Genomic DNA, 12026 nt, shown 5'->3' with positions numbered 1-12026 from the left:
CGCCCCGCCCGCCCGAGCCGTTGCGTGCCCGGCGCCCCGGCAGCACAGTGGATAGCGGAACGGTCGTAGACGCGGCCACCGCGATCCGAGGAGCACGATCATGCACGCGATGGTAGGTGACCAGCTCCACATCCACAGCAGGTCGGTGGGCATGGTGGACCAGAAGGGCGAGATCGTCGAGGTGCGCGGCGTCAACGGCGAGCCGCCGTACGTCGTCCGGTTCGAGGACGGCCACGAGGGCCTGATCTACCCCGGCCCCGACTGCAACATCGAGACCCGCAGGGCGGAACACTGACCGACTCCCCCGCCACCCCGCACCCGACGACCGGGGCGAGGTGGTGAGGAGCGGTGACCGCACCCGCACCCCCGCTGCCCGGGCCGCTCGCCGGGCTGGCGCCACTGCTGGACCACTACGGGTACCTCGCGCTGGCGCTGCTCGTGCTGCTGGACAACTGCGGCATCCCGGTGCCCGGCCAGACCGTCCTGGTGCTCGCCTCGGTGTACGCCGGCAGCGGGCACCTGAACTTCGCCGCCGTCCTGCTGATCGCGACCGCCGCAGCGACCGCCGGCAACGCCCTCGGCTACCTGATCGGGCACAGCGGAGGGCGCGCCTTCGTCCACCGCTGGGGCCGCTACGTGCTGCTCACCCCGGCCCGGATGGAGCGCGCGGACGGCTTCTTCGCCCGGCACGGCGGCAAGGTGGTCCTCGTCGCCCGCTTCGTGGACGGGCTGCGCCAGTACAACGGCATCATCGCCGGGACGACCGGGATGCCCTGGCGCCGTTTCGCGGTGTTCAACCTGCTCGGCGCCGTGCTGTGGACGGCCGTCTGGGGCACCTTCGGGTACGTCGCCGGGGCCAACATCGGGACGGTGTACCGGACGGCGATCCGTTACCAGCTGTGGTTCGCGGTCGGGCTCGGGGTGCTGGTCGCCGCGCTGCTGCTGCGGCAGGCGCTGCGCTACCGGCGCCGGCGCCACGCGGGCACCGACTCCGGCGACGGGCCCGAGGGCTCCCCCGACGGTGGCTAGCGCAGCGGGAACACCTCGAACGGCACCGCGAAGCGCGTACCCAGCCGGGTGCCCGCACCCCGGCCGAAGCCCTCCAGGAACTCCCGGGCGTCCGCCATCGCCCCGCCCAGCCCGGCCAGGTACGCCTTGTGCTCCTCCAGCGAGGCGACGCCCAGGTCGAAGGTCTCGGTGGTGTCCACGGCGTGCCGGGACTCCGGTGAGGACGCCGCCCAGATCTGCCGGACGCCGTTCCAGGGCTCGTGGCCCTCGTCCAGCAGCTCGCGGAACACCCAGCGGTTCCCGGCGTCGCGCACACCGTCCAGGGCGGCCCGGCCGACGGCGATGTGGTCGGCCTGGTTGAGGAACACCCCGCCGTAGGTCTCCCGGAAGTTGCTGGTGATCACGATGTCCGGGCGGTGCCGGCGCACCACCCGGGCGATGTCGCGGCGCAGCGGCAGCCCGTACTCCACGACGCCGTCCCGGTAGCCGAGGAACTCGACGGTCTCCACCCCGACGACGCGGGCCGAGGCGATCTGCTCGGCCTCGCGCAGCGGCCCGCACTCCTCGGGGGCCATCGAGTCGATGCCGGCCTCGCCGCTGGTGACCATCACGTAGATCACCGTCTTGCCCTGGGCGGTCCAGCGGGCGACGGCCGCCGCGCCGCCGTACTCCATGTCGTCGGGGTGGGCGACGATCGCCACCGCGGTCTGCCAGTCCTCGTCGACGGGCTCGAAGGGCTCGGGGGCCTGCTCGGTCATGCTGCTCTCTTCCCTCTCACGCGCGGACGCACGGTCGTACCGCAGGCGACTCTAGAAGACCGCGATCCGCCACGCACCGTCAGACACCGTCGACAGCCGGGGGCTTGCCCCTGACGCGCGCGTCAGGGGTTAGCGTCCGGGCGTCCCGCGACGGCCCGGCCGGCGCACCCCTCCCCTCCCCGAGGAGCACCCTCATGGCCCTGCCCACCACCGCCCGCGTCGTCCGGCTGGCCACCCGGCCGGACGGGCTGCCCACGCCCGAGGGCTTCACCGTCGCCGAGGAGCCGCTGCCCCCGCCCGGGCCGGGCGAGGTGCTGGTCCGCAACCGGGCCTTCCTGGCCTTCCCCGGCCTGCGCACCCTGATCGGTGGCGGGGGCGGTCGCCAGGGTCCGGGCGATCCGCCAACTGCTGTCCTCGGGACTGACGGTGGACGACCTGGTCAGCCGGGCGCACCGGTTCGACCTCCTGGCCGAGGACCCGCCGCGCCGCTGCTGTGCCGCGGACTCCGGACCGGAGACCTTCGCCCCCGTGGTGTCCGCCCGGCTCGCCGCCCTCGACGCCGAGATCGCCCGGCTGACCGCCCTGCGGAACGAGCTCGCCCGGCTCGCCGCGACGGGGGACGCGGACGGGCCGGGCGAGGACTGAGGGCAGCCGCTGAGGGAGCGTCAGCCGGCCTCGGTGGCGAGCTGGGCCGCCGGTGCGGCCTGGGGGCGGGGCCAGCTGATGCGGGTGGCGCAGAGCGAGACCACGGCCGCGGACGCGGCCACGGCCGCCATGCCCCAGACCAGGCTGGTGCCGCCCGCGACGAAGCCGATCACGGCGGGGCCGGCCAACAGGCCGGTGGTGCCCATGGCGGCGACCAGGGAGAGGGCGTCGGAGCCCTCGCGGGCGGCGGCGACGTAGACGCACGGGGTGACGGCGGCGACGCCGAGGCCGACGCAGGCGAAGCCCAGCAGGGTCGGCACCACGCCGCCCGCCAGCAGGGCCAGGGCGAGGCCGAGCCCGGCCAGCAGGCTGCCGGTGCGGACGATCCGGCCGTCGCCGAAGCGGGTGCGCCAGCCATCGGCGAAGATCCGGGCGCAGACCATCGTCACCGAGACCACCGCGATGCCCATCGGGGCGAGTCCGGCACCGGCGTGCACCACGTCCCTGAGGTAGAGCGCCGACCAGTCGTTCATCGCGCCCTCGGTGACGGTGCCGAAGACCATCGCCAGGCCCATCCAGAGGGTGGCCGCGGCGGGCAGGGCGAAGCCGCGGCGCTCCTTCTTCCGCTCCTCCGGGGAGGCGGCCTCCGGCGGCGCGTCGGCCAGCAGGCCGGGCCGGGCGGCCGCCACCAGCCCGGTCAGCACCAGTGCGGCCAGCCCGAAGTGGACGGCGAGACTGCCGGTGAAGGCGTTGACGCCGGAGGCCAGCAGGGCGGCCAGCAGCGAGCCCGCGCTGAAGGTGGCGTGCAGCCTGGACATCGTGGCGCGCTCGAAGCGGGCCTCCAGCGCGGCGCCCTGGGCGTTCATCGCGACGTTCAGGCAGCCCACCGCGACGCCGTCGCAGAACAGCACCAGGAGAGTCACAGGGTAGTTGGGCACCACCGACAGCGCGAGCAGGACCACGCCCAGGGCGAGCGCGGACACCACCGAGAGCAGGCGCGAGCCGAGCCGCCGCATCAGCACCGCGACCAGGGGGAAGGACACCGCCGCGCCGATCCCGCAGGTCATCAGCAGCAGCCCGATCCGGGCCTCGCCCAGGTCGAGCCGGGCCTTGAGCGCGGGCACCCGGGACACCCAGGTCGCGTACTGGAACCCGAGGACGAAGAACAGGGCGCCGGTGGCCAGTTGGGAGCGGCGGAACTCGTCGCGTACGGGAGACATGTGCATCAGCCCACTTCGGCTCTGGAGGGGGACGGAACGGTGTCGGCCGAGGGGGACTCCAGGGCCTTGGCCATGTAGACCGCCTCGGTGCCGTAGCTCTCCGGCAGCCCGACATCGGGCCGGGCCCGGTAGCCGAGTCGCGCCCACAGCACGTGGGAGCCGCGCACGGCGACCAGTGAGAGGGTCCGGTAGCCGGCCTCCCGCCCGGTCTCCTCCAGGTGGAGCAGCAACCGGTCGGCGAGGCCGCGGCCGCGGGCCCGCTCGGCGATCACCAGGTCGTGGGCGTGCAGGTTGCTCCCGTCACTCCCGCCCGCGGCGCCGTCGGACTCGGCCCGGCTGAGGTCCGGGCAGCGGAACAGCGGGTACGGCAGGGCGAGCAGGTAGCCGCAGAAGCCCTCGGCGTCCTCCAGCACGAAGCAGGTCGACGGCGAGGCACGGTGCCGGGAGCGCAGGGCCTCCCCGCCCTCGGAGAGACCGCTGGGGGCGTAGGCACGCTCCTCGGCCGCGATGACGTCCGGCCAGTCGCCCTCGCGGAGCAGCCGGATCCGGGTGCCGCTCATGCGCCACCCCGCTCGTCGGCGCGTCCGCCGATGCAGGTGTGCGGCAGCGGCGCGAAGCCGTTGAACCCCCGGGTGGCGTAGGCGGTGGCGTACGCGCCGCAGGAGTGGATCCACACCGGGTCGCCGGAGGCGACCGCCAGCGGGACCCGTACCGGGCCGTCCTCCTGGGCGTAGGCGTCGTCGCTGTCGCAGGTCGGGCCGGCCACCACGGCGTTGACGGACTGGCCGCCGGGGTGGGTGGGGAACTCCAGCCGGAACTGCAACTGGTCCATCTCGTACAGGCCGTTGAACTTGCCGCAGCTCAGGTAGAGCCAGTCCTCCCGGGTGCCGTCGAGGCGGTGGCGGGAGGTGAGCCGGGCGACGTGGGCGCGGATCGCGCCGTGGTCGGCGACCAGGTGGCGGCCGGGTTCGACCAGGAACTCCAGCGGGGCGGCGTTGACGGCGCGCAGCCGCTCCATGCCCTCGCGCAGCACCGCGAACATCTTGTCCAGTGGTGGTTCGAGCGGGCGGCCGGCCCGGTCGAGGACGCCGAGGGCGGGCAGGCCGCCGCCGAGGTTGATCCGGTCCGGCACGATGCCCCGCCGGTTGAGCGCCTCCAGCACGGCGGCCAGCGCGTCGACGGCCGCGGCCCAGGCCTCGGCGGTCATCTGCTGGGAGCCGACGTGGACGGACAGGCCGGACGGCACCAGCCCGGCGGTGCGGGCGGCGCCGAGCACCCGCAGGGCGTCCTCGGGCGAGCAGCCGAACTTGTGGCTCAGGCCCCACAGGGCGCCCTCGCCGGTGGTCGCGATGCGGCAGAACACCCGGGAGCCGGGGGCGTGTTCGGCGATCGCGGCGACGTCCTCCAGGCTGTCGGTGGCGAAGTCGCGCACGCCCAGCCGGTAGGCCTCGGCGATGTTGCGGTCGGACTTGATGGTGTTGCCGTAGTGGATCAGCTCGGGGGCGACGCCGGTGCGCAGCGCCTGGGCGATCTCCTGCGGGCCGGCCGCGTCGAAGCCCGAGCCGAGCCCGGCGAGGTGGTCGAGCACCTCGTCGACCGGGCAGGCCTTCATCGCGAACCGGACGGCCACGCCGGGCAGTTCGGCGCGCAGGGCGGCGTACTGGCGGCCGATGCCGTCCAGGTCGTAGATGACGGTGTCCTCGGTGGCGGCGGCGAGCGCGGCGCGCAGGGCGGTGTGGTCGGGCGACTGGGGGCGGGGCCCGGCGTCGGCGTGCACGGCGGCCTGGGCGGTCGGGGCGCGGTGGACGGCCCTCCCGCGCTCGGCCCGTCTGCGTTCGTCGGCCCGTCGGCGTTCCTCGGCCCGGCGGCGTTCCTCGGCCCGTCGCCGCTCCTCGGCGGAGCAGCGGGGCTCGGCGGCGCGGCGCGGCTCGGCCGGGCGCGGTTCGGTGGGGCGCGGCTCGGTGGGGCGCGGCTCGGTGGAGCGACGCGGTTCGGTGGTCTGGCTCATCACGTGTGAACTCCCGGTGCGGCTACCACGGCAGCCGGTCGGCGGGGACGGCCTTGCTCGCCCGCACCAGCGGGCCCCATGCGTCGATCAGCAGGGCGAAGTCCTCGATGTCGGCCTGCGCCTCGTCGAGCAGACGCACCCTCGCGGCCGCCAGGTGGTCGGCGAACTCGGCGTACCTGCCTCCGAGTTTCCGGTAGCAGCGGTCGAGTTCGGCAAGCCGCCGGTGGTTCTCGGCGCGGTCCGTCGCAGCGCTGCGGCGGGCGTGGTCGGCGATCACCTCGGGGCGGACGTGGTGGTGCTCGTCGAGCAGGGCGTCGCCGGCCCGCTCCATCTCGGCGTAGACCGGGTGGAGGTAGAGCATGGAGAGCAGGAACTTGGCGTAGCGCTCCTGGTAGGCGGTGAATCCGGCGCCGGTGCGCCGTTCCGGGGTGTAGTAGTTGACGATGTGGCGGTTGTGGGTGACGCCGGGCAGTGTGGCGTCGTGCACCAGGTGGTGCAGGAAGTAGTCGCTGCCGATGGTGTCGGTGGCGGGCGGCAGCGGGACGCGCTCGTACACCTCGTGGTCGAGGGCGATGTTGCACATGTCGATGCGCCAGATGTCGGGGCGGCCGAGCACGGCGCGGTCGGCCGTGAAGGGCTCGGTGCCCGCGCCGACGAAGGACTCGGCGACGAGTTCCCGGCGCTCCTCCTCGGTGGCTCCGGTGGGTGCCCAGAGGGCGACCACGTCGTGGTAGACCGCCGGGTCGAGTTCGCGGATCTCGCCGAGGTCGACGGAGAGTTCGCCGATGAAGGAGGCACCGACCAGGGCGACCGGCTTGTCGGCGTGCGCCGGGTCGAGGGTGTGCTCGGTGACGGCCGCGGCCGCGTCGGCCGCCTTGAGCCCGATGGTGGCGAGTTCGTACTCGATCGGGAACACCGGCTCGCCGTCGTGCCACTGGTAGCGGCTGTCGGAGTCGCGGCGGTGCACCGAGGTGCAGCCGAGCGCGGCGGCCAGCAGGAAGGCCCGGTTGGTGCAGGCGCCGTAGGAGACGGCGTCGGGCAGCATCAGGTCGAGCAGCTTCTCCTGGGCGGGGAGGCCGGAGCGCTCGATCGCCGCGCGCAGGAAGGCGCGTTGGGCGTCCTCGTCCAGGTGGTGGACGACCACGCTCTCGACGGGCGGCAGCGCGGCGGCGGCAGCGGCGTGCCGGGCGCGCGCCGCCGGTTCGGCGGAGTCGAGCACCAGCAGGTGCACCCGGACGCCGAACCGCCGGGCGGCGTGGGCGGCTTCGGCGCCGACCGCGGTGACGGTGTCCGCGCACTCGCGGTTGGTGGGCAGGGCCAGGCAGACGGCGCGCACTACCGCTCCCCCGCGGGCTGTTCGAAGTCGCGCCCGGTCCAGGACCGCAGGCCGAGCAGCTTCTCGCCGAGTTCGGTCAGTTCGGCCCGCCCGTAGCGCAGCGCCTCGGGCCGCTCGGCGTCCCCGACCAGGGTGCGGTTCCAGTCCGGGGTGGCGAGGGTGCGCCAGGACTCGACCCGGGAGCGGCGCAGCGGCTCGGCCTCCTCCAGGGCGGGCATCATGGACAGGTACTGCACCGAGCGCACGCCGCCCTCGGATGTGTTGGGGGCGACGCCGTGGGCGAGCAGCCCGTTCCAGATCAGCAGGTCGCCGGCCTTCAGCTCGGGCCGGATCACCGGGAACTCGGCGCGGTCGACGGCCGGGCGGATCGGGTCGCGGTCGGCGGGCTGGGCGGCCTGCCACTCGTTGAAGCGGCGGAACAGCTCCGGGTCGCACTGGAAGCCGCCGTGGTCGGGGGCGGTGTCGTTGAGGGCGATGATGCCCTGGACGCGCTGCGGCAGCATGCCCCGGGTGGTGTCGACGTCCCAGTGCAGTTCGATGTCGAAGCCCTTGTCGGTGGGTTCGATGAGGGCGCGGTCGCGGTTGCGCACGTTCGGCGGGTTGAGGTTGAGCCGGTCGAGGGTGACCCACAGCTCCTCGCAGTCCCACACGTCGACGAAGGCGTCGTAGACGCGCTGCGCCTGGCGGCTGTCCCAGATGAGCTGGTGGTGGTAGGCCTCGACGAAGCCGTAGATGTGCAGGTGCCGGTCGAGTTCGTCGCGGTACTCGCGCTCGCGGTACCAGTCCTGTGGGCGGTCGGGCGACAGGCCCTGGAACTCCCAGGTGAAGTCGAGCAGTCGCCGCGCGGCCTCGGCCGGGATGGCCTGCTCCACCACGACGTAACCGTAGGTCTGCCAGTGGGCGAAGTCCTCCTCGGAGAGCACCCGCAGCGGGAGCTTCTTGCGCAGTTCCCGCAGGGCGGTCGGGGCGAGGTAGCTCTCCGTGTCGGCGCTGAAGTAGGGGCGCTCGGAGGCGGCCCGGTACAGATATTCCTCTGGGTGTTCGTCAGGGCTGGGCATGGGCGGTCACTCCGTGGTTCGTGGTCGATGCAGCGCGTCCTCGGGCGCCCGTCGCGGGCGCGGCGAGCCGACGGCCGGGCAGCGGCCGGAAGGGGAATTCGGCGCGCGACCGGACGGCCGTCCGCATGCGCTCCTTCTCGCCTCGGCCCCCGATCAGCGCAGTGCGCCACATCAGGGGGCCAACTCGCCCGGCCGGCAAGGGCACTCACCCCGCATCAGTCATTGCCGGACCGCGCTCCCCATACGTTGGACTAGACCAACTAATGGTGTCAACCCTTTCCTGCCGGTTGCCGATTGGGAAATCCGCGCAGTTCACAGCGCCTCCGGCGGTTCGCTTTATGTTTCGGAGACGGACATAAGGCCGGGTACGTTTCGGTAATCGACATAAGTGCGGGAACGATGAACCCCCACGGCCTCCCGGTCCGTTACACCGGTCCGGCGCCGACGGCCGGCACCGTCACACCGGGCCACCGCCGCCCGGCCGCCGTACGTTGGGACTGTGGCACGCACCCGGCTGGCAAGCCCCCGACTGACCCCGCCCGGCTGGCTGACCGAGAGCCTGCGGCCCCGGAAGGCGCCGATCCCCTGGGCCGCGGCGGCCCGCGCCTCGGTCGCGCTCGCCGCCCCGCTGGCCGTCGGCACCGCCACCGGCCGCACCGGCTACGGCGCGCTGGTGTCGATGGGCGCGCTGTCCGGCGTGATCGGGGACTCCGCCGACGCCTACCGGATGCGCGTGTTCAACATCGCCGTACCGCAGCTGTTCGGCGCCCTCGGGGTACTGGTCGGCACCCAGGTGTACGGCTCCGGCTGGACGGCCGTCCTCGTGCTGACACTCACCGCACTGGTCTCCGGGATGATCTCCTCGATCGGCGCGGTCGCCTCCGTCTCCGGCCTGCTCCTGCTGCTCAACGCCGTGGTCGGGGCCGGCCTGCCGCTGCCCTCTCCCTGGTGGCTGCCACCCGCCCTGCTGCTGCTCGGCGGTCTCCTGGTGCTCGCCCTGACCCTGCTCGCCTGGCCGCTGCGCGGCGGCGTCCCCGAGCGCGCCGTGGTCGCCGACACCTACCGCTCGGTCGCCGGGCTGCTGGAGGCCACGGGCTCCCCGGGCTACGAGGCCCGGCGCCGCGCGCTCACCCAGTCGCTCAACCACTCCTACGACCTGCTGCTCGCCCGCCGTGCCCGCCGGCACGGCCGCTCCGCCACCCTGGTGCGCCTGCTCGCCCAGCTCAACGCGCTGATCCCGGTGGTCGAGGGGGCGTCCGCGGCCCAGCTGCGCCCGCCCGGGTACGGTCCGCTGTCGCCGGCCTACCCGGCCGCCGTCCGCGAACTGGCCGAGGCCGTCGAGCAGGGCCGCACCGGCCCCGCCCCGCCGCCCGAGCTGCCCGAGCCGCGCGGACCCTCCACCCGGGCGCTGGCCGAGGCGATCGGGCACGCCTCCGCCGTCGTCCACGAGTCCGCGCCCGACCCGTACGCCGCCGACGACCGGCTCGGCCGGCCCGCCGGCCTGGAGGTCCGGACCCGCCGGGCGGCCCGGGCGCTGCTGCTGTCCGGCGCCTCCTGGCGGTACGGCCTGCGGCTGGCGCTGTGCATCGGGCTGGCCCAGGTGCTGGTGTCGGCGATCGCCGTCCCGCGCTCCTACTGGGTGGCGCTGACCGTCACCTTCGTCCTGAAACCGGACTTCGGCTCGGTGTTCTCCCGGGCGGTGCTGCGCGCGCTCGGCACCGCCGCCGGGCTGCTGATCGCCATGCCGGTGCTGGCCGAGGTGCCTCACGGCTGGTGGGACGTGCCCGTGATGGCGGTGCTCGCCACCCTCATCCCGGCGGCCTCCGTCAAGGGGTACGCCTTCCAGACCGCGGCCATCACCCCGGTCATCCTGATGCTCTCCGACCTGCTCAACCACCAGGGCTTCCACCTGGTGCTGCCCCGGCTCTACGACTCGCTGATCGGCTGCGCCATCGCGCTGCTGGCCGGCTACCTGCTGTGGCCGGAGTCGTGGCACACCCGGATCGGCGACCGGCTGGCCGACGCCGTCCAGGACACCGCCTCCTACGTGTCGCTGGCCTTCACCACCGGGCCGGGGTGGGACGAACCGGCCCGCGCCCGCTACCGGCGGCGGCTGTACCGGGACCTCTCGGCGGTGCGCAGCGAGTTCCAGCGGGCGCTCACCGAGCCGCCGCCGGTCGGCGCCCGGGCCGAGGCCTGGTGGCCGCTGGTGATCGCGGTGGAGCGGATCGTGGACACCACCACGGCGACCCGGGTGCGGATCGAGCACGGCGCCCCGGCGCCGACCGAGGCCGAGGTCCGCGCCGTCACCCGGGAGCTGACCGGGCTGGCCGAGGCGCTGCGGGCCGGCGCCCCGGCGCCCGGGGGCGACCCGGACGCGCTGCCGCCGGACTCCGCGCTGGCCCGGCTGCACCACGAGGTGCACGCGGCCCGGTCGGTGGCCTACCCGTGACGGCGGTGCCCGGGGTCAGTCCTGGATCCGGCGCCAGGGCCGGTCCGCCTCCAGGGCGAAGGCCAGCTCCAGCAGCACCCGCTCCTGCCCGTGCGCGGCCGACAGGTGCACCCCGATCGGCAGTCCGCTCGGCGCCGCCCCGGCGGGCAGCGAGATGCCCGGGCCGCCGGTCACGTTGTTGACCGGGGTGAAGGCGACGTAGCGCAGCAGCCGCTCGACCAGCTCGTCGAAGGCGACGTTCGGGCTGAGGTGCCCGATCGGCGGGGCGGTGTGGGCGAGCACCGGGGAGAGGATCGCGTCGTGCTCCCGGAAGATCCCCGCGTACACCGCCTCGGCCCGGCGCAGCCGCCGCAGCACGCCCGGCGTCCGCGGGAACTCGGCCCGGAAGCTGCGGCGCAGCCCGGTGGTCAGCCCGTCCAGCTTCCCGGCCCGGAAGCTCGGGTCGAGCACCAGCCGTCCGGTGACCGCGATCACCCAGGCGATGTAGCCCCAGTACGAGAGGAAGTCGCGGGAGAACTCCTCGCCGAACGGCAGGGTGGTGGGCACGACCCGGTGGCCCATCGCCTCCAGCCGGGCGGCGGTCTCCTCGACGGCCCGGCGGGTCGCCTCGTCGGTCTTGGCGGTCGGCGAGTCGACGACCAGTCCGATCCGCAGCCGGCGTTCCCCGGGGCCCTCGACCAGGCCGAGCGGGGGCAGCTCCGGGTTGCGGTGGTGGCGTTCGGCGGCGGCGAAGAAGGCGGCGGTGTCGCGCACCGAGCGGGTCACCACCCCGTCGGTGACCAGGTCGATCGGCAGCTTTCCGCCCTGGGCGTTGGTCACCAGCCGGCCGCGGGTGGGCTTGAGGCCGACCAGTCCGCAGCAGGCCGCCGGGATGCGGATCGACCCGCCGCCGTCGTTGGCGTGCGCGATCGGCACCACGCCGGCGGCCACCAGGGCGGCCGCGCCGCCCGAGGAGGCGCCGGGCGAGTGCGAGGTCTTCCACGGGTTGCGCACCGGCTGGGCGGTGGCGAACTCGGTGGAGGCGTTCAGGCCGAACTCGGGCAGCCTGGTCTTGCCGATCACCGCCAGGCCGGTGGACAGCAGCTGGTCGGTGAAGCGCGCGTTGCGGCGGGCCGGACGGGCGCGGAAGGCCTCGCTGCCCATGCCGGTGGGCAGGCCGCGCAGGTCGACGTTGTCCTTGAGGTAGGTCGGCACTCCCCAGAGCGGTCCGCCGACGCCCTCCCGGCTGACCCGGGGCCGGTCGTAGCAGGCGTGGGCGACGGGCAGCAGCGCGCCGTCCGTGCGAGCGGCACGGGCGACGGCGGCCGCGACCAGCTCCCGGGGGTTGACCTCGCCGGCCCGGACCCGGGCGGCCAGTGCCACCGCGTCGTGCGCGCCGAGGGCGTCGTCGGTGAACGCGTGGACCCGCTCGTCGGCCATCCCAACTCCCAACCGGTCGTAGCACGTCGCCGTACCGGCGGGTATACCGGCCGGTAATCGTACGGGGCTTCGCAGTGTAGGCGCGCGGCACCGCCCCGGGAAACCCCTGCGCCGGGCGGCAC

The 12026-nt window shown here is 74.5% G+C and carries 11 protein-coding genes; 4 read left to right on the top strand and 7 right to left on the bottom strand.

The window, feature by feature from the left end; all coding sequences use genetic code 11:
* Positions 1 to 100 precede the first annotated feature (100 nt).
* Both ACIRVF_RS27740 and ACIRVF_RS27735 read left to right on the top strand, forming a co-directional pair.
* On the top strand, positions 101 to 295 hold the full coding sequence (locus ACIRVF_RS27740; protein WP_402823313.1) for a DUF1918 domain-containing protein: 195 nt from the start codon (positions 101 to 103) through the stop codon (positions 293 to 295).
* 53 nt (positions 296 to 348) lie between these two features.
* Positions 349 to 1029 (top strand): DedA family protein, encoded by a 681-nt coding sequence (locus ACIRVF_RS27735; protein WP_402823310.1) that lies wholly within the window; start codon positions 349 to 351, stop codon positions 1027 to 1029.
* Here the strand turns inward: ACIRVF_RS27735 and ACIRVF_RS27730 are convergent.
* Positions 1026 to 1766, bottom strand: a complete 741-nt coding sequence (locus ACIRVF_RS27730) for a PIG-L deacetylase family protein (protein ID WP_402823307.1) — start codon at positions 1764 to 1766, stop codon at positions 1026 to 1028. The genes ACIRVF_RS27735 and ACIRVF_RS27730 overlap by 4 nt on opposite strands.
* Before the next feature lie 366 nt (positions 1767 to 2132).
* Between ACIRVF_RS27730 and ACIRVF_RS27725 the strand changes: the two genes are divergently transcribed.
* Positions 2133 to 2411: a hypothetical protein gene (locus tag ACIRVF_RS27725; protein WP_402823304.1), complete on the top strand. Its 279-nt coding sequence runs from the start codon at positions 2133 to 2135 to the stop codon at positions 2409 to 2411.
* Positions 2412 to 2431: 20 nt separating this feature from the next.
* Here ACIRVF_RS27725 and ACIRVF_RS27720 read toward each other — a convergent pair whose 3' ends face one another.
* From ACIRVF_RS27720 to ACIRVF_RS27700, 5 genes are read right to left on the bottom strand one after another with little or no spacing between them, the layout of a single operon-like run.
* On the bottom strand, positions 2432 to 3631 hold the full coding sequence (locus tag ACIRVF_RS27720; protein WP_402823301.1) for an MFS transporter: 1200 nt from the start codon (positions 3629 to 3631) through the stop codon (positions 2432 to 2434).
* Positions 3632 to 3636: 5 nt separating this feature from the next.
* Positions 3637 to 4191, bottom strand: coding sequence for a GNAT family N-acetyltransferase (locus ACIRVF_RS27715; RefSeq protein ID WP_402823298.1), 555 nt, complete (start codon positions 4189 to 4191; stop codon positions 3637 to 3639).
* Positions 4188 to 5639: a type III PLP-dependent enzyme gene (locus ACIRVF_RS27710; protein WP_402823295.1), complete on the bottom strand. Its 1452-nt coding sequence runs from the start codon at positions 5637 to 5639 to the stop codon at positions 4188 to 4190. Before ACIRVF_RS27710 ends, ACIRVF_RS27715 begins: the two co-directional genes overlap by 4 nt.
* A 22-nt stretch (positions 5640 to 5661) precedes the next feature.
* Positions 5662 to 6975: a DUF6271 family protein gene (locus ACIRVF_RS27705; protein WP_402823292.1), complete on the bottom strand. Its 1314-nt coding sequence runs from the start codon at positions 6973 to 6975 to the stop codon at positions 5662 to 5664.
* The gene (locus tag ACIRVF_RS27700) at positions 6975 to 8033 is read right to left on the bottom strand and encodes a phytanoyl-CoA dioxygenase family protein (protein ID WP_402823289.1); all 1059 of its coding nucleotides are present in this window, start codon (positions 8031 to 8033) and stop codon (positions 6975 to 6977) included. The genes ACIRVF_RS27705 and ACIRVF_RS27700 overlap by 1 nt, the downstream gene beginning before the upstream one ends.
* A 499-nt stretch (positions 8034 to 8532) precedes the next feature.
* On the opposite strand from ACIRVF_RS27700, the gene ACIRVF_RS27695 reads away from it, so the two are divergent.
* Positions 8533 to 10485: an FUSC family protein gene (locus tag ACIRVF_RS27695; protein WP_402823286.1), complete on the top strand. Its 1953-nt coding sequence runs from the start codon at positions 8533 to 8535 to the stop codon at positions 10483 to 10485.
* A gap of 15 nt (positions 10486 to 10500) precedes the next feature.
* Here the strand turns inward: ACIRVF_RS27695 and ACIRVF_RS27690 are convergent, their stop codons facing one another.
* Positions 10501 to 11904: an amidase gene (locus ACIRVF_RS27690; protein WP_402823283.1), complete on the bottom strand. Its 1404-nt coding sequence runs from the start codon at positions 11902 to 11904 to the stop codon at positions 10501 to 10503.
* Positions 11905 to 12026: the final 122 nt, after the last annotated feature.

The sequence above is a fragment of the Kitasatospora sp. NPDC101157 genome, assembly GCF_044768255.1.
In the GTDB taxonomy this organism is placed as follows: domain Bacteria; phylum Actinomycetota; class Actinomycetes; order Streptomycetales; family Streptomycetaceae; genus Kitasatospora.
This window is presented reverse-complemented; position numbering and strand designations above follow the sequence as displayed.

What these genes read in the sequence shown, in the direction of transcription:
- ACIRVF_RS27700 (WP_402823289.1), bottom strand. Translation starts at nt 8,033, where the DNA reads ATGCCCAGCCCTGACGAACACCCAGAGGAATATCTGTACCGGGCCGCC.
- ACIRVF_RS27690 (WP_402823283.1), bottom strand. Translation starts at nt 11,904, where the DNA reads ATGGCCGACGAGCGGGTCCACGCGTTCACCGACGACGCCCTCGGCGCG.
- ACIRVF_RS27715 (WP_402823298.1), bottom strand. Translation starts at nt 4,191, where the DNA reads ATGAGCGGCACCCGGATCCGGCTGCTCCGCGAGGGCGACTGGCCGGAC.
- ACIRVF_RS27710 (WP_402823295.1), bottom strand. Translation starts at nt 5,639, where the DNA reads ATGAGCCAGACCACCGAACCGCGTCGCTCCACCGAGCCGCGCCCCACC.
- ACIRVF_RS27740 (WP_402823313.1), top strand. Translation starts at nt 101, where the DNA reads ATGCACGCGATGGTAGGTGACCAGCTCCACATCCACAGCAGGTCGGTG.
- ACIRVF_RS27730 (WP_402823307.1), bottom strand. Translation starts at nt 1,766, where the DNA reads ATGACCGAGCAGGCCCCCGAGCCCTTCGAGCCCGTCGACGAGGACTGG.
- ACIRVF_RS27720 (WP_402823301.1), bottom strand. Translation starts at nt 3,631, where the DNA reads ATGTCTCCCGTACGCGACGAGTTCCGCCGCTCCCAACTGGCCACCGGC.